Source organism: Granulicella sp. dw_53, assembly GCF_018449545.1.
Classification (GTDB): Bacteria; Acidobacteriota; Terriglobia; order Terriglobales; family Acidobacteriaceae; genus Edaphobacter.
The window spans coordinates 528,797-554,744 of record NZ_JAAVUR010000002.1 but is presented as its reverse complement, the minus strand read 5'-3'; the positions used below and the strand labels follow the sequence as shown (position 1 = coordinate 554,744).

The 25,948-nt window shown below is 55.8% G+C and carries 16 protein-coding genes, 1 tRNA gene and 1 pseudogene; 9 read left to right on the top strand and 9 right to left on the bottom strand.

The genetic code is table 11. The features are described from left to right. Nucleotides 1-35: 35 nt before the first annotated feature. Nucleotides 36-872, bottom strand: coding sequence for an ArdC-like ssDNA-binding domain-containing protein (locus HB393_RS05260; RefSeq protein WP_213804137.1), 837 nt, complete (start codon nucleotides 870-872; stop codon nucleotides 36-38). On the opposite strand from HB393_RS05260, the gene HB393_RS25620 reads away from it, so the two are divergent. From HB393_RS25620 to HB393_RS05235, 5 genes and pseudogenes are all read left to right on the top strand, one after another. After that, nucleotides 777-977, top strand: a complete 201-nt coding sequence (locus HB393_RS25620; protein ID WP_213804074.1) for a hypothetical protein — start codon at nucleotides 777-779, stop codon at nucleotides 975-977. The two genes, HB393_RS05260 and HB393_RS25620, sit on opposite strands and share 96 nt — an antisense overlap. A gap of 816 nt (nucleotides 978-1,793) precedes the next feature. Continuing rightward, nucleotides 1,794-2,300, top strand: a complete 507-nt coding sequence (locus tag HB393_RS05250; RefSeq protein WP_213804073.1) for a serine hydrolase domain-containing protein — start codon at nucleotides 1,794-1,796, stop codon at nucleotides 2,298-2,300. After that, nucleotides 2,300-3,076, top strand: a complete 777-nt coding sequence (locus tag HB393_RS05245) for a serine hydrolase (protein WP_213804072.1) — start codon at nucleotides 2,300-2,302, stop codon at nucleotides 3,074-3,076. The genes HB393_RS05250 and HB393_RS05245 overlap by 1 nt, the downstream gene beginning before the upstream one ends. A 13-nt stretch (nucleotides 3,077-3,089) precedes the next feature. Beyond that, nucleotides 3,090-3,623, top strand: coding sequence for a redoxin domain-containing protein (locus HB393_RS05240; protein WP_213804071.1), 534 nt, complete (start codon nucleotides 3,090-3,092; stop codon nucleotides 3,621-3,623). Nucleotides 3,624-3,710: 87 nt separating this feature from the next. Beyond that, a pseudogene (locus tag HB393_RS05235) lies at nucleotides 3,711-5,042 on the top strand (IS1182 family transposase). A 678-nt stretch (nucleotides 5,043-5,720) separates the two neighbouring features. Here HB393_RS05235 and HB393_RS05230 read toward each other — a convergent pair. The 3 genes from HB393_RS05230 to HB393_RS25085 form a co-directional block, all read right to left on the bottom strand. Further along, nucleotides 5,721-7,937: a TonB-dependent receptor plug domain-containing protein gene (locus HB393_RS05230; RefSeq protein WP_255550801.1), complete on the bottom strand. Its 2,217-nt coding sequence runs from the start codon at nucleotides 7,935-7,937 to the stop codon at nucleotides 5,721-5,723. A 140-nt stretch (nucleotides 7,938-8,077) separates the two neighbouring features. Next, nucleotides 8,078-8,773, bottom strand: coding sequence for a LysR family substrate-binding domain-containing protein (locus HB393_RS05225; protein ID WP_345945045.1), 696 nt, complete (start codon nucleotides 8,771-8,773; stop codon nucleotides 8,078-8,080). Next, nucleotides 8,677-9,087: a LysR family transcriptional regulator gene (locus HB393_RS25085; protein WP_255550799.1), complete on the bottom strand. Its 411-nt coding sequence runs from the start codon at nucleotides 9,085-9,087 to the stop codon at nucleotides 8,677-8,679. Before HB393_RS25085 ends, HB393_RS05225 begins: the two co-directional genes overlap by 97 nt. A gap of 936 nt (nucleotides 9,088-10,023) precedes the next feature. Here HB393_RS25085 and HB393_RS05215 point away from each other — a divergent pair. After that, nucleotides 10,024-10,527, top strand: a complete 504-nt coding sequence (locus HB393_RS05215; protein WP_213804069.1) for a hypothetical protein — start codon at nucleotides 10,024-10,026, stop codon at nucleotides 10,525-10,527. A gap of 313 nt (nucleotides 10,528-10,840) precedes the next feature. On the opposite strand, the gene HB393_RS05210 is transcribed toward HB393_RS05215, so the two are convergent. Continuing rightward, nucleotides 10,841-13,030, bottom strand: a complete 2,190-nt coding sequence (locus tag HB393_RS05210) for a PD40 domain-containing protein (RefSeq protein ID WP_213804068.1) — start codon at nucleotides 13,028-13,030, stop codon at nucleotides 10,841-10,843. Nucleotides 13,031-13,434: 404 nt separating this feature from the next. Here HB393_RS05210 and HB393_RS05205 point away from each other — a divergent pair, with 404 nt between their 5' ends. From HB393_RS05205 to HB393_RS05195, 3 genes are all read left to right on the top strand, one after another. Then, nucleotides 13,435-16,794, top strand: coding sequence for a TonB-dependent receptor (locus tag HB393_RS05205; RefSeq protein ID WP_213804067.1), 3,360 nt, complete (start codon nucleotides 13,435-13,437; stop codon nucleotides 16,792-16,794). A 360-nt stretch (nucleotides 16,795-17,154) separates the two neighbouring features. Then, the gene (locus tag HB393_RS05200; RefSeq protein ID WP_213804066.1) at nucleotides 17,155-19,029 is read left to right on the top strand and encodes a prenyltransferase/squalene oxidase repeat-containing protein; all 1,875 of its coding nucleotides are present in this window, start codon (nucleotides 17,155-17,157) and stop codon (nucleotides 19,027-19,029) included. 61 nt (nucleotides 19,030-19,090) lie between these two features. Further along, on the top strand, nucleotides 19,091-20,428 hold the full coding sequence (locus HB393_RS05195) for an MBL fold metallo-hydrolase (RefSeq protein ID WP_213804065.1): 1,338 nt from the start codon (nucleotides 19,091-19,093) through the stop codon (nucleotides 20,426-20,428). A gap of 740 nt (nucleotides 20,429-21,168) precedes the next feature. Here the strand turns inward: HB393_RS05195 and HB393_RS05190 are convergent. From HB393_RS05190 to HB393_RS05175, 4 genes are all read right to left on the bottom strand, one after another. Continuing rightward, nucleotides 21,169-23,856 (bottom strand): ABC transporter permease, encoded by a 2,688-nt coding sequence (locus HB393_RS05190; RefSeq protein ID WP_213804064.1) that lies wholly within the window; start codon nucleotides 23,854-23,856, stop codon nucleotides 21,169-21,171. 25 nt (nucleotides 23,857-23,881) lie between these two features. Beyond that, nucleotides 23,882-24,214, bottom strand: coding sequence for a PadR family transcriptional regulator (locus HB393_RS05185; protein ID WP_213804063.1), 333 nt, complete (start codon nucleotides 24,212-24,214; stop codon nucleotides 23,882-23,884). Between the two features lie 320 nt (nucleotides 24,215-24,534). Continuing rightward, the gene (locus HB393_RS05180) at nucleotides 24,535-25,575 is read right to left on the bottom strand and encodes a site-specific integrase (protein WP_213804062.1); all 1,041 of its coding nucleotides are present in this window, start codon (nucleotides 25,573-25,575) and stop codon (nucleotides 24,535-24,537) included. A gap of 142 nt (nucleotides 25,576-25,717) precedes the next feature. Further along, nucleotides 25,718-25,804 (bottom strand) — tRNA-Leu (locus HB393_RS05175). Between the last annotated feature and the right edge of the window lie 144 nt (nucleotides 25,805-25,948).

Here is a 25,948-nt window from a genome sequence, read left to right as displayed (position 1 = left end):
TCCCTATCTCCGCTCCGGTGGGTGGGGAGATTGGGCTACGCCACCTTCGCCAGTTCTGCATCCGGCATCGCCGCCTGTTCTGCGGTTGGCGGCTGCAATGCGGCAAGGATGACGGCGGAGGTTTGCTGGATCACCTCCAAACTCTCGGCCAGAAGCGAAGCATTGCCGTGGTACAGGTGGATATAGTCCGCGCTCGCGGAACCGGCCTCCAGACCTACGGCTTTGCCAACCACAAAGGCGATGGCTTCGGCCTCGGTTTCACGCACAACCTTGGTGGTCGTGGTGCGGCGTTCGGCCTTGTGCAACATTTCATGCGCCAGCTCATGGACCAATGTGGCGAAGGTTTCCGCCTTCGATTGACCGGGCAGGATGGCGATGCGTCCGCCATAGCTCATGCCGAGAGCGGGAGCGATGTTATCTGTATAGACAAGCGCGATGCCCTGATGCTCGATGAAGGAAACAAGACGGTCGTGGTTCTCGCCAACGTCGCCGTAGACCTCGCGCATCGCGGGAAGCTCGGCTCCCTCGGTCTGGGCCACATCGAAGACATAGGCATTGCGGAAGCCAACGAGGACGCGGATATTCTGCCTGGTGATGTCCTTCTCGGCCTCCTCCTCGCGTTTGCGCTTGATGCCAATGATGGGAGCCAGAATGCGGATGCCCTTCTCGCCTTTTATCACACGGCGACCAAGCTGGTTCCACGCATACATGCCTGCCACGCGCGTTGCTCCGGGACGCTGTCTCGCGATTTCGAGGACGTTGCCGAAGGAATACGAATGAAAACGGCTCATGGCGTTCAGATAGGCGGTGAGCGCATCCGAGTGTCCGGCCTCAAGCTGTTCGATCAGGCTTTTTACATTGGCGGCAATGATCTCTTTCGCCGTCTGCCGTGGTTGCGGCTGTTTTGGGGTTTCATTGACGGGGGTGACGAGGTTGGTGGTGGCTCTCTTTCATGGGGTGTTTCCTCCTTGGCCTGAGCCGTTGTTTTTCATGCCATGCGTGGCATGTCCCTACATGCCGAACGCCTCCTGGCGAAGGCGGGGCGGCAAGGCGCAAGAGAGGGGTATCTCCCACCGGAGCGAAGCGGAGGCAAGCGAAGCGCAGTGATTTTTCGCAGAAAAATTATGGGGAAACTCTTGCGCCGCGCCAGGGCGGAGCCCTCAGCGAGGTTTGGTTTCCGCATCCGTGCGCGTCAGCGCACAGGAATTGTCAGGGTCGGCGTTGCGGGCAGGACACGAGACTGTTACGAAACTTTTCGATCGCGAAAATCGTAGCCGATCCCACTTGCGAGTTGGGACAGACCGGGAGCCGAGTAACGGCAGGTGTGCTTATCAATACCGATGCATTGTCCAGACCCGATAGAGCAGGTTCGCGCCCTTGGAGATGTCGGCTGCTTGGCAATTCGAGTGCAGGCTAACTTCGAAATGATTTGAATTTGCGAATAAATAATCGAGCTTTTTGCTTAGCTTTCCGTCTATCTGGATATTGGGACATCCATCTTCAGCCTTCGTAGGCTGTAAGGAAACCGAAGAACAGACAGTGGCTTGAGCGGTCATTGAAGCATTCCGGTCACTCTGTTTGCGTTGTTGTTAAGAGGAAATTGAGGATCACAGATGAAGATAAAGGCGTTCCTTTGGATTGGGATCATGTTCGTGACAATGCCGAGTGTGCGAGCTTCTGAGCCAATTCTGGTGGCAAGCGATAACTCACATGCCGCTCCTGTGACCGATTGCCTTCAGCCGCCAGTGCTAGTTCAAGGTGAGCCCCGAGAATGCAAGACCCTGGTAGCGCGCATGGCAGAGCTAAAGATCCCGGCTGTTAGCGTTGCGGTTGTTCACAACGGCACCTTGGTGTGGGCAGAAGGATTCGGCGTTCGGGGCTCGGATGGAAAACCGGTAACAAAGGAGACGCTCTTTCAGGCCGGATCGATCAGCAAGCCTGTGGCGGCGATGGCTGCGCTCCATCAGGTACAGACTGGCAAGCTTTCGCTAGATGCAGATATCAATCAAGCGCTTACATCCTGGCATATTCCTCCGAGCACCTTGGCTCCAGGGGCCACGGTAACTCTACGTGAATTGCTTACTCATACTGCGGGCATGACGGTGCATGGTTTTCCCGGCTACGCAGCCGGGTCACCGCTGCCCACCCTGATACAGGTGCTGGACGGCACGAAGCCGGCAAACACAGCTCCGATTCGAATCGAGAAGATACCCGGCGCCGAATGGAACTACTCGGGCGGCGGGTTTACTGTGATGCAGCAGACTTTGTTGGACGTGACCCATGAGTCTTTCCCAAGCTGATGGCAAGCACGGTTCTGGGTCCCATTGGGATGACACATAGTACCTATGAGCAGCCATTGCCGCCTTCGCTGATGGCAGATGCAGCCATCCCCTACATGACTGATAGTCACCCCGTACCTGGGGGAGCGCATACATATCCTGAAATGGCTGCCGCTGGCTTGTGGACTACTCCCTCCGATCTCGCGAAATACCTCATAGAAGTCCAAAGGTCTTTGATGGGACAATCGAATCACGTTCTCAATTCTGCAATGACAACCGCTATGCTCACGCCTGGCAAGAACCACTGGGGTCTCGGTGTCGAAGTTGGAGGATCTGACGCGAAGCCATACTTTACTCATGGAGGAGTGAATGAGGGCTTTCAGAGCCTGTTTGTTGCTTACGAAAAGGATGGGGACGGAGCGGTCGTCATGACCAACGCCGCTGGGGGGCTGGAAATCGCGAACGAAGTGATGCGAAGCATCGCAGTAGAGTACGACTGGCCTGATTTTCAACCTGCTGTCCGGACATTAGCCAAGGTTGATCGAAACGTGCTTGAGCGATATGTGGGGACTTATATCGCAACACCGACCTTTACTATTGCCTACACACTCGAAGGAGATCAACTCTTCACACAGGCTACCGGACAGAAGAAATTCCCTATTTTCCCGGAATCAGAGTCCAAGTTTTTCATGAAGGTAGTTGACGCTGAGATTGAATTTCATGCCGACGACAAGGGCACGGTGGATTATCTGGTTCTGCATCAAGGCGGCCATGATTACAAAGAAATGAAGAAGTGATCGGAGACGCGCTATGACATACCCTCTTATACATCGCATCGTAGTCTGCTCGCTATTAATGGCAGTCAGCCCCTTCGCCTTCGGCCTTCCCGAGCCCGGAGATGTAGCACCAGCTTTCAGTTTGAAGTCACAGTCCGGCTCACCGGTCTCCCTCAAAGGGTACAAAGGAGATTGGGTCATTCTCTTCTTCTTCGGAGATCATTCGAGCGAGGATATTGGTCTCATTGCGCGCGAACTTCAACGCGATCTTGCGAAGTACAGCTCTTACACTGCTTCAGTGATAGGTATCGGCCGTACATCTCCCGAAAGCAACCAGAAATGGGCCGATGAGAATGGCCTCACCTTCCCCTTGCTTTCTGACCCAGATCAAGCGATTGCGAAAGCCTACGGTGTTCAAGCGGACGGGGGAATTTACGAGGTCATTGTGGCACCCAGCGGTAAAGTGCAATTACCTCGTATTGTCGTGAGCAATGTCGACGGAGAGAGCACCCATTTGCTCGCGTGCTTGCAGTATTTCAAGGATGCTCAATCTGTTGCGCTGCGTTAGAGAAGAGCTGCCTAATTACTCAGAAGGAAGGCTTTTTAAACACGGATTCCTGAGAAGATTGCTTTGTTAGCGGAGGCATTTCTTCTTATGGGCTATATCCTGGGCGAGGGACGAAATCAAGGAACATTATTTCCTGTATTTTTGGACGATTTTGTACCAGCCGACCATATGTGCCGCGTAATTGACGCGTTCGTCAAGAAGCTCACGATATCGCAGCTTGGCTTCGAGCGCGCACAGGCGGCTGAGACAGGACGACCTGGCTACGATCCGCGTGATTTGTTGAAGTTGTATCTATACGGCTATCTGAACCAGATCCGCTCGTCGCGGCGCCTGGAAGCTGAGTGCCGCTGAAACGTCGAGTTGATGTGGCTTATAGGACGCTTGTATCCAGGCCATAAGAGTATCGCTGAATTCCGTCGGATGCACCGCGATGCAGTCACGGCGGCTGGGGCAGAGCTTGTCCGCTTTGCACGCGGCTGTGGACTCATCCGAGGTGAGTGGATCGCAATCGATGGCTCGAAGTTTCGCGCTGTGGCTAGCGTCGATAGCGTTCGCGACCGACTTGCTCTGCGACGTTACCTTGATAGTGTCGAGAAAGCCGACGAAAAACAACAGGTAAACATTGATCCGGCTGCGGTACAAGCTGCGCTCGAAAAGCTGAAGCAGCATCCTGAACCGGACGCTGGCTATATGCTTGTGCGTCAGACCGCCCTTCCGGCGTACAACGTCCAAACTGCCGTCGATACGGAACACGCACTGATCGTGGCACACGCAGTGGCCCTCGACGCATCTGATATCCGTTGCCTGAAGCCGATGGCTGAGGCTGCTAAGAAGGCACTTGAGATGGATAGCTTCAAGGTAGTGGCCGACGCCGGTTATTCCAATGGAGAACAGGTTGCATACTGCGAAGCGGCAAACATGGTGCCGTACGTTCCTGTCATGCGCACAGTAAACAATCAGGCGATGGCACTCTTTTCGGTCGTACAGACTTCCGTTATGAACCGGATAGCGATACCTATGTCTGCCCTGGTGATAAGAGACTGTTGCGGAAACATACCAATCACAAAGACCGTTACACCATGTATAAGGCTTCGTCTGTCGATTGCGGCTCCTGTTCGTTGAAGTCACGCTGCACTCAGGCTCCAAGACGTGGCCTGGCTCGGCATCTGTACGAAGACGCATTGAACCGCATGCAGGAGCGGGTGACACCAGAAGCGATGAGGCTGCGCCGATCCACCGTCGAGCATCCCCTTCGCTACCATGAAGTACCGTATCTTCGGACATCCACGTCTGTTGATGCGTGGGTCATCCGGTGCAAAGATCGAAATCGGACTCGCGACGATGGCATACAACCTCAAGCGCATCACGAACGTGCTCGGTGCAGTGAAACTGACGGATACGCTTCGTAACAACTCATAGTGCGTCACGACGGAAGCATGATCGCAAATCCTGAAAGCGACTGCTAGAGCATCTGTCACCCTCTACTACCTCCGAATTGAGTTTCGTAACGATCTCGACACAGGCCCGCAGAGGTGGGTGGCGGAAGCCGCGCGCGGCTGGAGCCAGGGAGGAGGAGCCTCCTCCCTCGCATAAGGTGGTAGTTCTCCCGTCAAAGAGCTGATTTCAGGTCGAAGCTTGCGCTGCATCCATCCGAAACTTCGTTCTTCTTGCAGATTTTCAGAGGTCGAGGCAAACTTGCTACAAAGGCAACAGGAAGGAACAACTTAATACAGGCCTTACCCAACTCTGGGGATTGTGGCTCGTAGAAGGCTTGTTCCATCGGCAAAGAAGTCATGTACGCGATGTCTACAAACGGTGTGTGACACTCGTTCCCTGATTCCGCGAGGTCGCAACTCCGACGCTGAGTTCGTAGAGGAGAGGCCTTCGCTGTGTATCACAACGTTCCCCGGCCCGAGATCCTTGATGCGCTGATTCATCTCCGCGACCTGCATCGGCAGATCAGGCCGTCGAACGATCGCGAGCGGCACGCCTTAGAACGGCGTGAACTCGTCACGAAGAACCTGCTGTCGAACCTGCGCCGCACCGGAGACCATCCCACCCTGAGCATGCTGCTGGAGATTGGGGATATGTTTTCGCTCACGGTCGAAGGAGCGCACCGCCTGTTTGGATATAACCTGCCTGCCATTCGGGACTACGATCTGCGTCTGAATGGTGGACGGACCCACATCGTGGAGTCTTACGTTTTTGAACGGGATCTGCCTGTGGACTTGCCTTCAGAGCTGGCTTCGTCGGAAGCGCTTGATCGTGTGCCGTCCACGCCAGCCCAATCCGGGGAGCGAAGTTATACCAGGTTGTCTTCCACAAAGGCGTTCCCTGCGGCGCAAGCGCGAGGGTAGCGGGGCTATTGATATCTCCCAACAAGGTGTAGGCATCGCGACCGTGTTGCTCAGTCGGCGGCGGATTCAGCTCCCAGCGAATTCCGCCAGAGAGGTGAACCTGCGGACGAACGCGCCATTCATCCTGTACGAACAAAGCGGCCTGGTGGAAGAGCGGGGTGGCCGGAACAAAGTTATAGACATAGGGCGCGCTCGGCGCGCCACTCAGAACCTCTTGCGTACTGAGGAAGATCGCGTACGGCTCCACTGTCGGGGGAGCAATGGGTGACTTAATGTGGCGGTAGTCAAAGCCAAACTTGAGCGCATGGACCCCTTTGAGCAGACTCACCGTGTCTACCGCATTCCACTGTCGCCTCGCATTGCGTCCGTTGTAGGGTGTTATCAGCGGCGATCCGATTCCTGTGATTGAAATCGTGATCACCGGTTGCGCCTGCGGATAGGCACCGGCACCCATCGCCGCTGCCAGATCGATTGGGGTGGCACCGCCGAAGCTGTCCAACACTCCAAGCTGCCTGGAGTCGGAACGTGCATATCCGAGCCGAAACTCGTTCGTCAGTTGATTCGAGAACTGGACCGTTGCCCCTAAGGTGTAGCTCTGTGCATTGATGCTTGTGGTCGTCCGGGCGAAGTAAGGCCTGCCGACGGTGGAGCTTGGTGTGTTGCCTACGCGGAAGAAGAGCGCAACCTTGGGACGAAGCGTATGGTCGATCCGGATGCTGGTGGAATCGATGGTACTGGGCAGAGAGAACGGGGCCACGAACTCCGCGAGGTTCGGGCTAGCAACCGTCCCATAATCCATTCCGTTTGGAAGCGGAAAGGCATTCAAAATAGCGCGCATGGCTGGAACCGCCTGCTGCCGCATGAATTGATCCGGAACATATTGAATGGTCGCGGCGGTTGGCTGCGTCAGACGGAGCCCTTCATACGAGGCAAAGAAGAAAGTTTGATTTCGACCGTTGTAGAGGTGAGGGATCCAGACTGGGCCTCCGACTGTACCGCCGAAATCATTCTGACGAAGAGCAGGCGTCGGTTTGCCGTAGTGCGAGTTGAACCAATCATTCGCATCGAAAAAGTTATTGCGGAGATAGTCGAAGGCGCTTCCGTGGATGAAGTTGGTCCCGGAGCGTGTTCCGAGGGAAAACTGTCCGCCCGGCGATCTGCCGAATTCGGCGGAGTAGGTCGAGCTCTGAACCCGAAACTCCTGCAGCGCGTCAACCGAGATCAGTGTTTGGGTCGTTCCCAGGGCCGTCGATCCTCCCAGTGTTCCACCGGTGGCAGCCTCTCCTACGCCGCCTCCGTTGCCCGAACCAGTATTGGCTGTCACACCGTCTACGGTGTAGTAGTTGGATTGTGTCCTCTGCCCATTGACGCTGAAGTCTCCACCGACCCCCACCCCCTGACCAGAACTCTGCGGGCTCTGCGTCACAATGCCTGGCGTCATCGAGATTAGGTCCTGAAAACTTCTTCCGTTCAGAGGGAGGTTCTCTATGAACTTCCGATCGACGACTGTACTGACGGTGGCGTCGGTGGTATTCATCGCCGGCGAAGTCGCGTCGATGGTCAGGCTCTCCGACGTAGCTCCGACCGGGAGTACAAAGTTCAGAGCAACCGCGCTCTGCACATTCAGGACGACATCCGCTTTGATGATGGTCTTGAAACCCTGCTTCGAGACCTGGAACCTTCCACTCATCATGCGAATTCCAGCGAAGATGAGTCCGCCGAAACAGATGACGGCGCCCGCATAAATCGCAAAAGTTCTGAAAGTTGTCATTAAAGTTTGTGCCCCGGAGAAGTCCATTGTTCCCTGGGCGTGGACAACGCCGGTGAAGGTAAGCGCGACAAGTGCAGGCCACATCACACGCGCCGCATGAAAGAGATTTCGCTTAGAAAAGGGCTGCGCCAATCGCTTGGCAAGGTGGGCTGTCTTGCTGGATACGGCATGATCACTTCGGAACATCGGCACCTCCATCGACTGGTCTCAGTCGGGATATGCAGTGATGATTAGGCTCACGTTACCCTCTCGTCTAATACGTAATATTTATCGGGTGATAGCTACGAAGTATCACCTCGTTCTATTTCACGTCAATGCTTCAACTTCTAGCCGATGAGCGTCATCTGAACAGGTCCATCTTTCGCACTACTGGGAGGACGTTTTCTTGCCGCGATTGACGCTAGAGCGGAAACAGACGCCTTGCTCCGCATCGTCTCTTTGTTATCTTGAGGCCGTGGCTTGGGGAGTTGCTTAGCCAGGATGGGAACGGTCTTGGGATGACGCGTCTTGTGATAGATCAGAGCTGTATCCACGGTCCAGTCCACGCCCAGAACGGGACGAGTCGTTAACTCTTCATCGAGCGTTGTTCCTTCTCGAATCAATGCGAAGCCGTGCCCGCCTTTGACCAGCGTCTGCATCTCGGAAGGGTGCGATGCACAAGAGTATTCCTCAATCTGTATCCCGGCGTCTGCGAGGAGTTCAAGCAGACGCTCGTGAGCTTCGGGATGTCGTTGTGGGTGATAAAGGATAGTGAGATTGCCCTGCAAGTCCGAAGGCTGCAGAGATGACTTCGTCGCCAGTGGATTATCTCTCCGTAGGCAGACGACGAGCCGATCTCGCCGTAACTCTTGAATCCTCAGATCCGGATGCCGCAAGGGCAAGGTGACAATGGCGGCATCGACCTTTCCCGATAGAATCTCTTCCGCTAGATGCGCCGTGTCTCCATGGGTTGGACGTATCGGGCAGGCAGGAAGGATCTCTTTGTGTAGATCGCAAAAAGTTCGGAGCAATTCCTGATCCACCAGGGGAGTAATCCAAATCGAACGGATTGGATATCACCGCGCTCAATTGCTATGAGAGCATCTAACACTTCATCACGCGTCTCCAACAGGATCCGGGCAAGTACCTTGAATGCAATCCCAGTATCCGTAGGCCTGATCCGTCCGCCTTTCATCTTTCGGAAGAGTCGGACGGAAGCATTCTCCTGGAACTGTCTTGCCTGAACACTAAGGTTGGGCTGCGCGGTTCGCAACTCTTCCGCAGCTGCCCGGAATCCTTGTTTCTCCAGGATCGTAAGGAGATATCGAAAGTGACGAAGCTCGGCCCATTCATACATAACGCACCGCTCGACAGGATGTAATGCGCTGGCATTCACTGCAAACGAGCGGGAAAATCGCACCTCCGCCTGTGGAAATTCTGTCAATCTCTGGCGGCGTTATCAACAGGAAAGTTAGTTTTGGCCAAACTTACGCCGCACAACAAGATGTGTCTTCCGAGATGTCTGTCGAGGTGATAGCTGAAACATATCACCCGATAAATGAAAAGTATTAGACAACGCTGTCCTGTCGCGAGAGGCTATGCCTAGATCACGGCAATAGTCCGCAGTTTGAAGAATGCGAAGGTTCAGTGGAAACATCAGTATCGAAATCAGCAATGCGACAAAGGAAATCCCCGAATCGGAGTGCCAAGATGCAAGACGTGAACGCAAGAGGCAAGAAGCCGCCAATGAATGCGCTTGTAGCAAGCAGCCAGAAGCTGCTCGTGGGCAGAAGAGAGGCAGCCGATCTGCTCTCGATAAGCGCGCGCGCCGTAGATTATCTGGTCGCAAATAAGCAACTCTCAACGAGACGGATCGGGGCGCGGGTTCTCATCCCTCTCTCGGATTTGCAGCGATTCGTTCGTGCGGATCACCCGAATCGTCTTGCGGGCTGAGCAATAGTGTTTCGAAGGCATCTCTCGTTGCGGCATGGGGCACTCGTGGCCGATGTGAATAAACCATGGCAAGCAGATAAATAGAGCGAACTCAAGACTATCCCGCACCTCGAAAAGAAGTAAATGTACTCGGATTGTGCGGCACCAGCTAAATCAGCTCTCCGTGCTAACCGTACGAGATCCTCACCAATCGCGCAGCGGGGAGCCAACGTTGCTACCGTTGAACCCAAATCGGCATGAAGACGAAACGAAGCTTGCTGACGAGCTAGGAGGTTTGGGCTATCACGGTTTCAGTCATATGGGAGGCCTGCCTTCTCAAAACCAGCCGAGTTGCTGCTTGATGCTCTGGACCGCCCCGACCTGGATACGCGTATTGCCGAAGGTCTGCCATGGATTCCTCTCCGGTATGCGGACCTGGCTACTCTCTGAGATGAAGTTGCGCAACCGGCAGAAGCGATTGGGCTTCGTCGTTGGACTCGACTTGCAGCTCATGCAACGCCTGCCGGAGCACTGCGGAGCGAAAGACGAACTAGATGCCGTCGAAGAGGTCACGGCATTGCCTTGTCTCGGAGGATTCGTAGTCACGGAATGCTATGGCAATCTGCGAACAACGAGTGATTTCGATGTGCTCGATGTTGCGCCGAGAAGCATGAGTGTAAAGCTAATGGAAATTGCCGGACGAGGTACGGATCTCGCCCGAAGGCACCGTCTCTATATTGACATTGTGGGCGTCGCTTCTGTGCCGTATGGATATGAATCCCGTTTGACTGATTTATTTCCGGACAAGTTCGAGAGGCTTCACCTGCGGGTCATGGACCCTACGATGTCGCACTCTCGAAATTGAGCCGCAACCTCGACCGAGCCCATGACGATGTTATGCATTTATCCCGCGCGTTCCCTTTCGATCTCGAGTTGTTCGAGAGACGATACAAGGAAGAACTACGCTCAGATCTCTTCAGCAATGTTGCCGAGAAGGATGATTGGTTTCAATCCTGGCTCGCTGACATTCGAGACGAGCGGAAGACAGGCTGAACTAATAGCACATGACTTGCGGCATCCGGCTAGTCAATTACGAGCTAACTATCAGTGTCCTTCGATGCCCTAGGTAAAGCGAAGCGAGTTAAACGAACGACGCGGGCCATGGGCGGAAGTTCCGCTTAGCGATTTCTTACCAAAGCAGACTCACGACGAATCTTGATATCACTTTTGGTGCTATCGATACAGGCATACAAAAGCCACTTGCCGTCAGGAGACACAACCAAGCTTGGTGTACCTAATGACAGAGCCTGCGCGAGCTTTCCAGCCGCCGTAATACGGGCGTCCCGGAAAGAATAAAAATTGAGCCTCGCCGAGGCTGCATCGCTTACCGCAAAGTAGATTCCATCTTTGCTCACTGCCCAATCCAGGTCCGGATCGGGGTGAACCCCCGGTATTTGCTTTAGTTCACTCCCATCAGTTCTCTCGGACCAGATATTATGCTCTCCTCGCCCGTTTCCACTAAAGAAAAACAGCGTCTGACCGTCCATGGATTCAGACGGATACAACGTATCCTGTGGAGCGATTGGCCGAGTAGCGCCCGTGGTTAAGGTCCGTCTCCATATTTGAGGCATACCGCCTCGGGTAGTGTCGAAGTACACCGATTTTCCATCGCGTGACCACCCTGGTCTACGTACCTCAAATTGCTGGTGCTCAAGCAGGGTTGGTTTTCCTCCCGAGGTGGACATCGTAAAAATCTCAGAGTTCCCATTCGGCCTTGCATCGAAGACGATCGCCTTACTATCAGGAGACCAACGAATCGTTCCAAGCCAAGGTCCCCCGAAGTGGGTCATCTGTCTGATACTGCTCCCGTCGCCATTGGCGAACCAGATCTCGGGAGTTCCGGATCGATCCGATACGAAGGCAATCGTCTGACCGTCCGGAGAGAAACTCGGGGAGTGGTTGCGGCCCCGCGAAGCCAGAAAGCGCTTCGGGGACCCGATGCGACCGTTCTGGATGGGCACCCGCCATATATTCCAGTTCTCGTCGCTCTCGACGAACGCCATCCAGTCGCCTGTGCGTGAGATAGCAGGTTCCGATGCGGAAGCGGTATCGGACGGCAGCGGTTGCGACTCGCCCCCATTCCTATCTATCTCGCGGAGTTCGTATGAGCCTCGCCGATTGGAGGCAAAGATGAGGTGCCGTCCATCGGAAGCCCAATCGACCCCGCGAATATTCCTGTGGTCCGTCGTCAACTGCTTGAGGTCCGTGCCGTCGGCGGCCATGGTGAAGATCTCTCCGGCTCCGTGGCTGATATAGCGTACAAATGCTATTCGCTTCCCGTCCTGAGAGAACCTCGGATAGCAATCCTCATCCTGTGGGCGAGGCGAGGTGAGGGGTTTCTCGGTACCCGAGTCGACGGATATGAGAACGAGACCGGCTCCGTAGTCCTTGCCAAGACCATCCGTCAGCAACAATTGCCGAGCGTCCGGGGTCCAAGTTGGACTTTGGCAGCCGGAAAAAGGGTTCTCGGAGGCCCAAAGACCGCTTGTATCCCGAATGGCGCCGACCGCATGTTCTGCACCGCCGCCTACGGGTTTCACGAAGACTTCGGTGCCGGACTGGGATCGCCGAAGAAATGCGACCTCTCTGCCATTCGGTGACCATGCGGGATGGATGTCAGGCTGTTTGTCGTCGGTTAAGCGGACGACCGCGCTCGTCTTCAGGTCCTTTATATAGATGTCGTAGTTGTCCGCGTTGCCGTCCCAGACATAGGCGACTCGGGTGCCATCAGGGGCAATCGAGGGGCTGAATTGCTGTCCGATCTCGTTCGAAAAAGGCACGATGTCGAAGCTGTCGGCTTTCGCCTGGACAGACCTGCGTAGAGAGATGAGCGACGAACTCCCTACCGCAGCCAGAACTACAAGGACGCTTGCCGCCGCGACAGAAACCGGCGATTTAATGCGGCGCCAAAAGCCTTCAGCAGAAGTGACTGTGCTCTGGGATTGCGATAAGACCTCTGGAGGCGTGCGACTTGAGGGGAGCTCGACGAACTCTGCAACATAGCCTCCCTTGGGAATCGTAATGCGGACTGTCTCATCCGGGTTATTACTGGCGGCGTATGCATCGAGCTTGGCTCTGAGCCGTCTCGCCTCGCTCCGGACAACATTATCGAGTTTCGGGTCCCAATCAGAGGGACGGTCGAACACCTCAATGCCTATCTGTCTCTCCCTCAGCGCGTCCGCATCCTCTTCTAAAGATCGTTCCACCACAAAACGCAAAAAGCGCACCATGCGATCCGTTCGCCCGAACTCCGCGCTGACAGCAAGACGCTCGAGTTGCTTGCGTACGTTTTCGTGAAAATTTTCCATGGGTAGATTAGCTGATGTGGTTCACTCCAAATGTTACATTCCCGAACGTACCAAATGGTGAATCGCGGGAGCGTTCCCGTCTGGCCAAGCGGTCTGAAGGCAGCAGTAACCGTAAATTAACAAACCGCGGCTGCTCTGGCGTGGCATCTGCAATCGGCTGCGTATCAGACACATACGCCAGGGTGGGAACAACGTTCCCACGCCATCGATGAGCTGCGGAGCATCTGTTTCCCACCCCCATCCCACTTGTTTGCGCCACGGCGGTCGCAGAGATTCGCTGTGTACCTCTCTCACGAACCGGCAAGGCATTCTGCCCAACAGGGCCTGCCTCCGCGCGAGTCAGGGACCCTGAGTTTCACGAAATTTGAGCACGCCAGACGCAATACTTTGAGGAGATGAGCCAGATGAATTCACTTTTACGGACGATCGGAGTCGCGGTACTGATACTCGCCCCGATAGAGTTCAGTTGCCTCGCGCATGCCCAGGTTCTGTACGGCACTCTTGTTGGAACAGTGACCGACCCGAGCGGAAAATCAGTTCCGGGTGCAACTGTCGTTGCGACCGAGGTCCAGACTGGAATCGAGCACAGGCAAGCGACAAACAATGAGGGTGGGTACGATCTTCGCGATCTGCTGCCTGGTGTTTACAAGGTCCAAGTGACCGCCAGTGGGTTCTCGCAAGTCGAGCAGACGGGATTCAACGTTCGAGCGAACCTCATTGTGCGAGCCGATGAGAGGCTCAGCGTGGCTGGGGCCTCGCAGACGGTGGAGGTCAATGCAGCGAACACTGAGCTACAAACCGATAGCGGGACGATCCATGGCGAGCTTACGACCAGAGGGCTGAGCAATATTCCGATCGGAGGATTCAATAACTATCAGAGCCTCCTTAGCCTGCTGCCCGGCGCAACTCCTTCGCGATACCAAAATTCCGTAATGGACACTCCCTCCCGGTCCTTGACGACCAACATCAACGGGTCGTCCCGCAATAACAATGAAACCGCTGTTGACGGTGCGGCCATTCAGCAGGTCTATCTTCCGCACCACACCCTCTACAACCCGCCGACCGAAGACATCCAATCCGTCGACATCGTGACGAACAGCTTCACGGCTGAGCAAGGTCTGGCCGGCGGCGCAGTCGTATCGGTCCTAACCAAATCCGGAACGAATCAGTTTCACGGAACGTTCTGGGAGGAGAATACAAATTCGGCACTCTCCGCAAGAAATTATTTCTACAACAAGACCTACTTCTCGGGTGCGAGCAGTTCGGCGCCAAAGAATATTTTGAACCAATTCGGGGCGAACATCGGCGGTCCGATCCTTCACAACAGACTCTTCTTCTTCTCCGGCTTTGAAGGTCTATCGCAGCGCCAGCTCTTTCCCGAGATCGTCTCAGTCCCAACAGACGCGGAGCGAAATGGGGATTTTACGGGTATGGCGACGCTTTACGATCCTAGTACCGGCAACTCTGACGGAACGGGGCGAGCGACCCTAGCCAGCAAGAACGCTGATGGACGAAATGCGATTGAGAGCGGCATCAGTCCCGCGGCGCAACGAGTTCTCGCTCTTATCCCGCACGCCAATCTTCCCGGGACCTCGAACAACCTCTCAGTTGCAGGCACGTACAGTCTGGACCGCTTCTCCTTCGACGAAAAGGTTAACTGGCAGATCGATTCGAAATCTTCGATGTTTGCAAAACTGAGCTACCTCCGGGCGGACGTTATGTCTCCGAGCACGTTGGGGATCGGCGGAGGTACGGGTCTTAGCCCCGGAGGAAGCAACTCGGGCTCCGGCTACAGCGAGACTCGCATCTTCATCGGCGGGATCGGCTATACCCGTACTTTCTCGCAAAACATATTGTTCGATGCGAACTTCGGCGTTGGTCATAACGGTCTCGCCTGGTTTGAAGCCGATTTCGCCAGGAACCTCGGGCCGGGCCTTGGAATCCCGGGAACCAATAGCAACGGCAACGGAAGCTACGGGGCCGATCCTAACCAGGCGGGCCTGCCCTCCTTCGCGATTACCGGGCTTGAGACGCTCGGCAATCCGGATGCTTATACCCCAGAGCTGAAAAATGACTTTACTTACACGTACGTTGGCAATCTAACGTGGGTTGCTGGTTCTCATACCATCCGCTTCGGAACGCAGATGCTTAACAATCATCTGAACCAGTATCAACCGCAGAGGGGGTTTGGTCCGCGTGGCGGTTTTACCTTCACCGGCGGTGTCACGGCTCTCAAAGGAGGGGCGTCTCCGACCTCGGCCAACTCATTTGCACAGTTCCTGCTGGGACTTCCTGACTCGCTTGGAAAAAGCTATCAGTTCGAGAACCCCATCTCTGAAACGGAGTGGCAATACGGTGTCTACGCACAGGACCAGTGGCAGGCTTCCCATCGCCTGACACTGACCTACGGCCTTCGTTGGGAGATATATCCAATCATGTCCGGCATGGATCGATACGACTTCCCAACAAACCGTATGGTCCTTGGAGGAACCAACGGACAGCCGACCGGAGCTGGATCGAATGCCAGCAAACTACAGTTCGCTCCTCGCTTTGGATTCGCCTACCGTATCGATGACAAGACCGTCGTTCGAGGTGGATATGGAATCAGCATCGATCCTTATCCATTCACTCGTGCCATGCGCGATCCTTACCCGGTGACGATCGCCCAAACCATCAATGCGAACAATTCTTATGTGGCGGCCGGCAACTTCGTAACCGGCATCCCCGGATATGCGACTGTCGCACCCGCGATTAGCAGTGACGGTACCGTCGCGCTTCCGCTCGCCGCCTATACAAAGACGCTGCCAGCGGGCACCTTCCGCAGAGGCTATGTCGAATCGATGAACTTCACGATCGAGCGGTCGCTGCCTGCGGGCTTCGACCTCACCGCAAGCTACGTGGGAACGCAGACCATTCGGCAGACGACGTACTTCGAAGCGAATGCAGGACAGACTCCCGGACTTGGGGCCGCGGGCCAGCCACTTTACACTGCCTTCGGGCGCAATGCCGAAACACAGGTCATTCTTCCGTACAACACGGCCCACTACGACGGATTGCAGTTCAATCTCAAGCATCCCTTCAAACATGGGGTGCTGCTGACCGCCTCGTACACTTACAGCAAGTCGATCGATGAAGCTTCAGACGATGACAGCGTGCCGCTCTTCAACGCAGTTGCTTATCAGTATCGCAACCGCGCCGTCAGTGACTTCGATCGCAAGCATGTTTTCGACATGGGCTTCACCGCCGAGCTTCCTTTCGGAAAGGGTCATGCGTTCCTGCGTGAGGCTGGTATCGCCAGAGCAATTGCCGGAGAATGGAAGGTGAACGGGGTGATCTCAAAGTACACGGGGTTGCCGTTCACCCCTGTGGCCTCTGCTACCTCGCTCAATGCTGCATTCAATACGCAGGTCGCGAACCAGATCTCACCTCATGTTGCTACGCTGCATGGGATTGGGAAGTTTTCTCCCTGGTTCGATACAACTGCGTTCGCACCCGTCACAACAGCCAGCTTCGGAACGGCGAGCCGCAACTCGCTACGAGGACCTGGGAATACCGATCTTGATCTGGGAATCTCCAGAGAATTCCCCATCAGGGAGCGACTGCATTTGGAGTTGCGCGGAGAGGCCTTCAATCTCACCAACACGCCCAATTTCGCGGTGCCAGCAAACAACGTCTCGAACAGCAACTTCGGCCAGATCACTTCGACCTTTGGAAGTGCCGCGGATTCGAGGGTCATTCGATTCACTGGCAAGCTGAATTTCTAAGCTCTCCGACTCTCTCAACCGTTGATGCCGGCTATCCCATATAGTCGGCATCGTGACCTCTTGAACGATGGCGGCAGATCCACGGCATTCGTGGACACCAGCCATCTCGATTACGAGATAGGAACCAAGCCATTGATGGACAGCAGAACTATATCGAGGCGAGCATTCGCTCGCGGCCTCTCCTCTCTACCGTTTGCGGCTTGCCTGCCATCCTTCGGAAGCACGGATTCGGTGCGGTATTCCCGAGATAGGATACTTGCCTTTGTCCGCCGTCATCGGAAGTCCGGGGGCGGCTACGGGTGGCTTTCGAGAACGAAAGCCCATATCACGCCGACGTTTGCTGCTGTCGGGTGTTATCGGATGCTGCAGTCGCCAGTTCCCGAGGCAGAAGTTCTGGCTGATTTTGCGCGTTCGCACTACCCGATCCCCGACGGGCTTTCTCAACAGCCCCTCTGGAGGATCGATTATGAACAGGCGCAAGTATTGAGCTGGCTGGGCAAGCCCATCGGTTCAGACAAACTTGCGATGTTGCAGGAGCCGTTTGTCTATAACACCTACTTTGAACAGAATGCCTATCCAACGCTTCAGCATCAGGCTATGGCTGTCCGCCTGAGAAAGATGATCAGCACGGATAAGGATCTCTCTTCAACGGCGTGGGAGCGCTACTTCAAACTGCGTAGAAGGCCGAATGGCACATTCAACAATAGCGCTGCTACTGATGGCTCCGATGGGCACATCGTCAATACTCTTTGGGGCATGGAGGCACTGGAGGATCTCGGACAGCAGGTGCATCTTCCGGCTGTCGGAATCGCCTGGATAAGGAGTTGCCAGCGAGACACCGGAGGGTTTACCTGGTGTCCTGTTCCTGAGCTCGGGCGATGCGAGAACATGATCTATACGTGGGCAGCAGTCTCTCTGCTATCTCAGGCGAACTCCAGGCCGCGTGATACGGACGGCTGTGTCCGCTGGATCCACGACCAGTTCACGGACGGAGGCGGATTCCGAAGTTCGGCGCTGGCCAACCCAAACCTTACGGCAACCTACTATGCTCTTGATGCGTTACGAATACTAGGCGCTTCGGCATCGGGTCCGATTCGCCCACGGCCTGCTCGCAGGAGCCCGCCGCTGCCTTCGACGCTCAAGGTTTATAGCGCGCAGATCGAGGCGCCGGGAAATGGCAGCCCGAGCGAAGCTGTCGTGCTGGCCGAGAGGTTAAACATTCATCTGTGGACGGCAAAGAACGCTTCGCGCCCGTGGATCGCAGAGGCGCAACGGATCGCCGGCGTACAGGGTGTCAACGTTCAATTCGCCCGCGGCGATGAGGAGTACGGGACCTACACAAGCGTTCGCGGCTTCGGGACCTATAGCCATCTGGACGACCTGGTCGCTCCAGGGGATGTTCAGCTCGGACCCTATCCTCCTCAGAAAGAGGTTGCATTGCCCTGGACCGAGTTTCGCGATACCCGCATCAAAGCTATCCGTGAAGACAAGGGACGTATGGTGTGGCAGTTCAATGAAAACGAGGAACTGACACGCATTCTGCTGGACGAGGCATGCCGTACAGGCGACTATGGCGCAATCAGCAGCTTTCATTTCGGACTCGATGATTTTCTCGATTTCGAACCCTTCCTGATGGAGTGGGAGGGACGGCTCGCGATGATTGGTCTACAGGACTCTCATGGTGGAGAGAGCTGGTGGTGGACAAGCCAGCTCGAAGGTTTTCGAACCCTCTATCTCGCTGAAGATCCCTCTTGGGATGGCTTCCTCAAGGCGATGGACAACAAATGGGTCTTGGCTGTTCGACGGGATTCATCCACGAACCACCAGATCGAATGGAGTGGCGCATTGCCCGAGGTGCGTCGGTTCATCGCCGACCGAGAGCAGGACTGGTCATGGTGGACCGGTAGCCGCTCTAATCGGTCCCTAGCCATGCTGACGGTTCTTCGGCCGAACATGCCTTTCGAGGCTGGCGCGCCGAAAGGGGGTCTGAGCATCCGAGTGCGTTTGCGCTTTGGGTTAGGCGATGGCCCGAACAAAGCGGTTCTCCACGAACAGCAAAGCGAACTTGTATCCATGCACATCGACGATCGGGAGGTACATCCAGAAGAGGTCGGACTGGACCATGACCGATATCTCCTCTATCACGTGCGAGAGTCCGGATCGAGAGCAGTCAGCGTCGTCGTCCGCGATCTGACGAACCGCCGGATTGAGACCCTTCATGCGGACCTTAGCTAGTACATCTCGCAGCCTCGACACACTCTCTTGACAACCAGATATCACAGGAAAGGTGACTACCGTGCCTAATAATCTTCCCTTCATTTCACGTCGTGCAGCTCTGCGAGGCTTTGCTGCAGCGGGTGTTGGTTCCTTGCTACCCATGGACAATCGTGCCCAAAACGTCTCGGCTCCATCTCAAGCCACTCCAGTCGTTGGTGCAAAGCTGCAGCCTTGGAGGCCCGGCGCCTTGGACATTCATCACATCTCGACCGGTCGGGGCAATGTAGCGTTTGCTGTTTGTCCCGATGGGACCACGATTTTGATTGACGCCGGCGCGTTGCATACCGCGTCCGACTGGGACAGCGATGAGAAATACCGCATTTCACATCTTCCTAATGCATCTCGCAGACCGGGGGAATGGATCGCACGTTACATTTCGCGTCATATGCCATCTGGTCGGCAACCGGAGATCGACTATTTCATTCTGACCCACCTGCACCCCGATCACATGGGTGGGCTTGATCTCTTGACTCCAAAGCCAGCCATATCTCGTCTGGGACCCTACCAGCTCACTGGGGTCATGGATGTTCACGAACAACTGCCGATCAAGATAATTCTCGACCGGGCTTATCCCGACTACAACTACCCCATTGAATTGAACGATCCTCATCAACTCAACTATCGGAAGTTCATCTCTTCTTTCGTGCAAGGCGGCGGAACCGTGAAACGCTTTGTGCCCGGATCCTCAAGACAGATAGCACTTCGTCGCTCAAGTCCGGAGACCTACCCAACGTTTACAGTGCAGAATTTGGCCGCCAACGGAAAAGTCTGGAATGGAAAAGATAATGATGCGATCGACACATTTCCTCCACTCAAGACTCTAGCCGCACTGGATTATCCAACCGAAAATAAGTGCTCGGTCGCACTGCGGCTCTCTTATGGAGAATTCCGTTATTTTTCAGCCGGTGACATGGATCACGACGTCGCCCACGGTCGGCAACCGTGGGGCGATATTGAATCGGCGGTCGCAAAGGCAACAGGCCCCGTAGATGTAGCTGTGGCGAACCATCATGGATATGTAAATGCTTGCGGAGCGAATTGGGTTGGCTCTCTTCGCCCAAGAGCATTCATCGTGAGTGCGTGGGACTCAGCGCATCCTACAATTCCTTCTCTGGGCAACATGTTGAGCCAGGATCTCTATGCCGGACCTCGTGATGTGTATTCGACGGCTCTCAAACCTGAAAACATCATCGCAACAAAACGCCTGAGAGAGATCCAGAGCGGAAATGGCCATGTCGTCATACGTGTACCTCCGGAAGGACGTTCCTTTGAGGTAGCCATCACAACGAATCTTGATGAAAGCGACGCCATCATCGCCAAGTTCGGACCATACGAAACAAGGTCACAGGGCAAGTAGTCGGTGGGAGCTTTGCCCTTCCCGTGGCGGAACGCCGGAGTTCCTGAGAGGTCGGTATCTCGGAAGTAGTCGAATTCTATCGACGTGTCACTTGGCGATTCGCGCCAGCTGAGCTGACCGAGTCTTCCCACGACCGGCATCTCGCGAAGATCCATTCGCGGCCACACACGATCGTTCGCCGTCTCAATTCGGGCCCTTCCTTGTAAAAGCCTCGATAGACTCCGCCACCCCTGGGATGAATACGCGGTAAGTTGCGGTGAGTTCAAGCAAAGACGTGGGCCGTGCCGCCGAGGCTAGGGAGCAGAACGAGAGGTCGTCCGGTGCCTCCCAATCTAGGACTTCCAGCTTGCCATCTCTGTCCACCTTCACAAGCTGATCCTATGCGCAGTCGAATCAATTTGGGCATAAGCAACGGTCGCGAAAGAGTGAGGCGCAGCGACAATAATGGCCCGGAGTCTGAACGATCTCACCTGTAGGCTCCTTGCGCTTTCTGGGATCGGATAACCCAATCTTAGCATTTCCAGTTCCATGAGCACACCTACGGCCCTACCAACAAAACAGTCCTGAGATAACACGGAGACAATTGCGCAGATTACATAGACGGAAGCATCTCAAATGGAATCCAGAATGTTGCTAACAGGGAAATGCACTCGTTGAGAGCCGTCCCGAATTTTGCTTGGATTACTTTCGATATGAGGACTAATCCTAACTTCTTGCAATTGCTTGGAGCTTTCGAGTTCCTATTCTGAATGGAGAACGGAAATAACGTTGGTACGCGCAGCACTTCTTGCCGGCACGCAGCTTCCCACCAGGGCAATCAACGTCATCAGAGCCCAGGCGAGCGAGAGCGAAACGGGATCATGCACCTTGACGGCGACGAGCATGCTGGCCAGGAGGTGATTGAGGAACCAGCCGCCAGCGATGCCGATGACACCGCCGGCGAGGATGAGAGGCATGGCCTGCGAGACGGTAAGACGCAACAGCTCAGGACGCGATGCGCCGAGGGCGAGACGGATGGCCATCTCCTTTCGGCGCTGGCTGACCCAGTAGGTGAATACTCCGTAGACACCGATGCCGGCGAGCACCATGGCTAGCGATGCGAAGGAAACGATCAGCAGCATGATGAGCCGCCGCTGGGCAAGCGATTGCGATAGGCGGCTCTCCATTGTTGCCACGTCGAACAGCGGCTGCGTCGGGTCGATGTTTATGGCCGCCTTTCGCATGGCCGCGGTCAGCGAGGCGGGCTCGACGCTGGTGCGCAGTAGGATGTTCACCTCGCGATATGGCGCTTGATCGAACGGCAGATAGATGACAGGCCGGACATCCGTTTCGAGGCCGTCGTAGCGGACATCCTGCACAATGCCGACGGCGGTGTTGGGGATAAACTGGCCGTTGATGTTGATTCTGAATTGTTTGCCGAGCGCGTCGCCGTTGAGATACTTGTGGGCGAACGCCTGATTGACGATGGCAACGGAAACGGCGGCGGCGTTATCTTGATAGGTGAAGGTACGGCCCTGGAGCAGGCGCGTGCCTGTGACGGCGAAGTATTCGGGACTGATGCTAATGATGTAGGCCCCGGGCCGCTGTCCAACGGGAAGTGGCGATCTGTCTCCGAAGGCGAGAGTCCTGTTCCAGCCGTTGTCTTCAAGTGGAAGCGCGCTGCCGATGGCCGCCACCTTTACCCCGGGCAGCACCTGCACTTGCGGCAGCAGTTGGTGCGCAAAAGCTCTCGTCTTTTCCAGCTCCTCGGAGAGGTTGCGCTGCATTCTCGCAGTGAGGCACTGGCGTGGATCAAAGCCGGTGTCATTTTGAAGTACATGCGTAAAGCTGCGGATCAACAGGCCCGCGCCGGTGAGCAGCATCACGGCAAGACCGATCTCAGAGACAAGCAAAACGCTGCGCAACCGCCGTTGCTGGCGTCCCGAGGAGACGCCGCGTGCTGCGCCCTGGAGCGTGGTGCTCAGATCGGAGCGCGAGGAGCCGATAGCGGGAGCGAGGCCGAAGAGAATTGTGGTCAAGAGCGCAAGGCCTGCGGTGAATGCGAGAACCCACCCGTTGACTTCGACGGCGGCGCTCAGCTTGCCGAATGGCGCCTGAAGCAGATCCGCAACGGGCGAGCCGGAGGAGAGTTGGCCGGGCATGCTGCTGTGGTGGATGAGCCATGTGACTGCGGCGGCGATTGCGAGACCGAGCACGGAGGCAATTGCCGAGAGCGTGAGGTTTTCAACCAGCGATTGGCGGATAAGGCGTAAGCGGTCTGCGCCGAGCGCGCCGCGCAGTACCATCTCGGGTTCACGGGTGACGCTGCGTGCCAGTTGCAGATTGGCTACGTTAGCGTAGGCGATGAGCAGCACGACTGCGACGCATGCAAGCAGGATCAAGAGCGGCTCGCGGTCGTCTCCGGCGAGATAACGCTGCAGCGGCTGGGCAAGAATCTGGCGGCCTTCCGCCCAGTTCACGAAAAATGGGGCGTAGCCTTTCACCCGCGTATCGGCAAAAAGCTTGAGGTCCGCCTGTGCCTGCGGCAGCGTCGCACCGTCGCGGAGACGAGCGATTGTCTGGACGAGCGAGATCGAGACATTGGTCGTTCCAAGACTTGCATCGGCGTCGATACCGGCTGGAACATAGAGATCGGGCTCGGCTGCCGAGTCGGGAAAGATGAAGTGCGCGGGCAGAACTCCCACCACGGTCTGCGCCTTTCCGGCGAGTGTGATGGTGCGGCCGATGATCGCAGGGTCGCTGTTCAACCTGCTCTGCCAGAGACGATGGCTCAAGATCACCACAGCCGGGCCGTCCTTGCCGTCTTCACCGCTCAAAAAAAATCTGCCCAGCGCGGGGGGTACGCGCAGCGTGGGAAAGAAGTTGGCGGTAACTCCAATCACCAACACGCGCATCGGAGCGCCTGCGCCAGTCAGATTCTGGTCGCCGTTGTTGGTATATCCGGCTACCGACTCAAACGACCGCAGAGTCGACTGCGCGGCCACAAAATCTTGCCCGATCAGAGAAGACATGGCGTCATATTTTGTGTGCTGATAAATAAGCATCAGCCGGTCTGAGCCTGGATAGGGGAGTGGACGCAGCAACAGCGCGTAGACTGCGGAAAAAATTGCGGTTGTCGCGCCGATGCCGAGCGCAAGCGTGATGATTGCGGTCCAGGCGAAAGCGGGATTGCGGCGCAACTGCCTAACACCGAAACGAATGTCCTGGAGGAGGGACTCGGCGAGCGCACCTGCGCGGCCGTTCCTGACGGCCTGCTTGACGTGCTCGGTTCCGCCGCATTCGGCGAGCACGCGGCGACGGGCTTCTTCGGGAGCGAGGCCCGCGGCGATCTTTTCGTCGGTTGCGGTAGCGACGTAGCTCGCAATTTCGTCGTCGAGGTCAGACTCGACCTTTTGAGTGTGCAGCAGATTGCGCAGCGTCGATCTCATGTGGGACCACATGCGGTTTACCCTCTTATGTTGTTTTGAGCGCGCGACCGATGGCGCGAGAGATGGTTGTCCATTGCTCGGTTTCGACGCCGAGCTGGTGTTCGCCCGCTTTTGTGCGCTGGTAATACTTGGCGCGTCGGTTGTTTTCCGACTCGCCCCAGAACGATTTCAGCCATCCGGCTTCTTCCATGCGGTGGAGAGCAGGAAAGAGCGATCCGGGCCTGACTGTGAATGTGCCTCCGGTGATCTGCTCGACACGCCGGGCAATGCCCAGGCCGTGAAATTCGCCGTCACCGATGGCCTTGAGAATGAGCAGGTCTAGCGTGCCCTGCAAAAGATTTGCCTGATTTCGTTCCACTCACCGCTCTCCTATCGAATGACAATAGGAGTGTAGAAAGCACTCGTAAAGAATGTCAATAGGAGTAATGAGGTGCGAAAACGAGACCATGGGTGCGATAGCGTATCCAATACCGTGCTTCGTGGGCGATCATCCGTCAGTGGTGCGGTTCTGATGCGGCGGTGGCGGAGCGAGACAAGAGGATCGAACTTCTTGAGCGGCTCGTATGGGATGCTATCTATACGCTGCAAAAAGCTGGATCGGAGAGCGAAGCTGCAAGGCTGAGGCGCGCAATTGACCGCCGTTGACCTTTTATGGGCGGGTCGCTCCAGCAAAGCCCATCATCCGACCTTGGGATCTAGCTTCTCGATTGCGGCCTGGTTGTGCTCGGGTGCTAGGTGCGCGTATCGCACCGTCATCGAGATTGTCTTGTGACCCGCGAGTTCCTGAGCTGTTCTCAGATCGACTCCTGCCATGATCAGTCGGCTGATGAACGTGTGTCGCAACGCATGCCAAGTGAACCTCGATACCTCAGCATCCTCGACTACCCGGTCGAACCAAGCACGCGAATCGTTGAGATCTCGACCGTATTTCGATTGAAAGATGCGTCCCTCATGTGGGCGATCTGCGTGCAGTTCTTCAAACGCCTTCACGCAGGTTTTGTTCATCGGGATCTCACGGCTGCTCCCGTTCTTTGTCTCGTCGAGCAGGATGCGCTTGCGCCGGAAAGAGATCTGACTCCACTCCAAACTGTACTGCTCGCTCTTTCGCATTCCCGTATTCAGGGCAATGTCGAACTCGGGCATGTGCCGAGGGCAGCGAATGTTGATGGCTTCTCGAATCTTCGCTTCCTCCTCGGCGGAGAGAAAGCGCAGTCGCGCATTCTTCTCTGGCCGTTGCTCTACAAGTCGAGCCGGATTGCCTGAAACCTTGCCATCAGCAAATGCAATCTTAAACGTCTTCCCGAAGACGTTCTTGTAGCGGTTCTTCGTCGCAGGCGACCAGTCATGCTTCTTCAGCCATGCATCGATTTCCGACGGCTTGATTTCATCGGCAACTCGATTGCCGAAATCCTTCAGGATGATGTTCATTCGAATGCGGAAGTTCTTAACATCCTTACGGCCGTGTTCGATGTACCACTCAAGAGCATGCTTGCCGATCACCTCAAACTTCACGCCCTTATTTTTCATGTTCGCAGGCATCTTCGCGCCGCGTAAAGCGTCGGCGCGCCGGATCCGGTAGAGGTCGACGGCGTCGCTTTGCCTGCCGACCTTTTCCCGGTGCTCGCGACCATCGACGATGTAGCGAATCCACCAGATCTCGGAGCCCGGCACCTTCTCGAAAACGCCACGCTCTTTTCGAACCACCTTTCTTCTCGGCATCGATCTCCCTCCTCAAATCGACGATAGCAAATGAGGTACAGACCGGCACCAAAACCGGCACCAGCGCTTTTCGAGCATGAAAAAGCCTCTCATGCTGAGAGGCTTTGGTCTTTGTAACCTATTCATTTTGGGGAGCTTATCTTGGTGCCGGGAGGGGGAATCGAACCCCCATGACCTTGCGATCGGCGGATTTTGAGTCCGCTGCGTCTGCCAGTTCCGCCATCCCGGCCTACTTCAATCTTAGCAGCAGATGAGCTAATGTCCATATACCCATTAGCTCGATCGAATCGACCGAGCCAATGGCATTTAAGCATGTCAAGCTTCTCAACTCTAGGCACTGACTTGTGCTTATTACCATCCTTCACCCACGGTT

Excerpts from the sequence above, each read along its gene's own strand:
- HB393_RS25620 (WP_213804074.1), top strand. The coding sequence starts at position 777 with ATGAAAACGGCTCATGGCGTTCAGATAGGCGGTGAGCGCATCCGAGTG.
- HB393_RS05250 (WP_213804073.1), top strand. The coding sequence starts at position 1,794 with ATGGCAGAGCTAAAGATCCCGGCTGTTAGCGTTGCGGTTGTTCACAAC.
- HB393_RS05245 (WP_213804072.1), top strand. The coding sequence starts at position 2,300 with ATGGCAAGCACGGTTCTGGGTCCCATTGGGATGACACATAGTACCTAT.
- HB393_RS05240 (WP_213804071.1), top strand. The coding sequence starts at position 3,090 with ATGACATACCCTCTTATACATCGCATCGTAGTCTGCTCGCTATTAATG.
- HB393_RS05230 (WP_255550801.1), bottom strand. The coding sequence starts at position 7,937 with ATGTTCCGAAGTGATCATGCCGTATCCAGCAAGACAGCCCACCTTGCC.
- HB393_RS25085 (WP_255550799.1), bottom strand. The coding sequence starts at position 9,087 with ATGTATGAATGGGCCGAGCTTCGTCACTTTCGATATCTCCTTACGATC.
- HB393_RS05215 (WP_213804069.1), top strand. The coding sequence starts at position 10,024 with ATGCTCTGGACCGCCCCGACCTGGATACGCGTATTGCCGAAGGTCTGC.
- HB393_RS05210 (WP_213804068.1), bottom strand. The coding sequence starts at position 13,030 with ATGGAAAATTTTCACGAAAACGTACGCAAGCAACTCGAGCGTCTTGCT.
- HB393_RS05205 (WP_213804067.1), top strand. The coding sequence starts at position 13,435 with ATGAATTCACTTTTACGGACGATCGGAGTCGCGGTACTGATACTCGCC.
- HB393_RS05200 (WP_213804066.1), top strand. The coding sequence starts at position 17,155 with ATGCTGCAGTCGCCAGTTCCCGAGGCAGAAGTTCTGGCTGATTTTGCG.
- HB393_RS05190 (WP_213804064.1), bottom strand. The coding sequence starts at position 23,856 with ATGAGATCGACGCTGCGCAATCTGCTGCACACTCAAAAGGTCGAGTCT.
- HB393_RS05180 (WP_213804062.1), bottom strand. The coding sequence starts at position 25,575 with ATGCCGAGAAGAAAGGTGGTTCGAAAAGAGCGTGGCGTTTTCGAGAAG.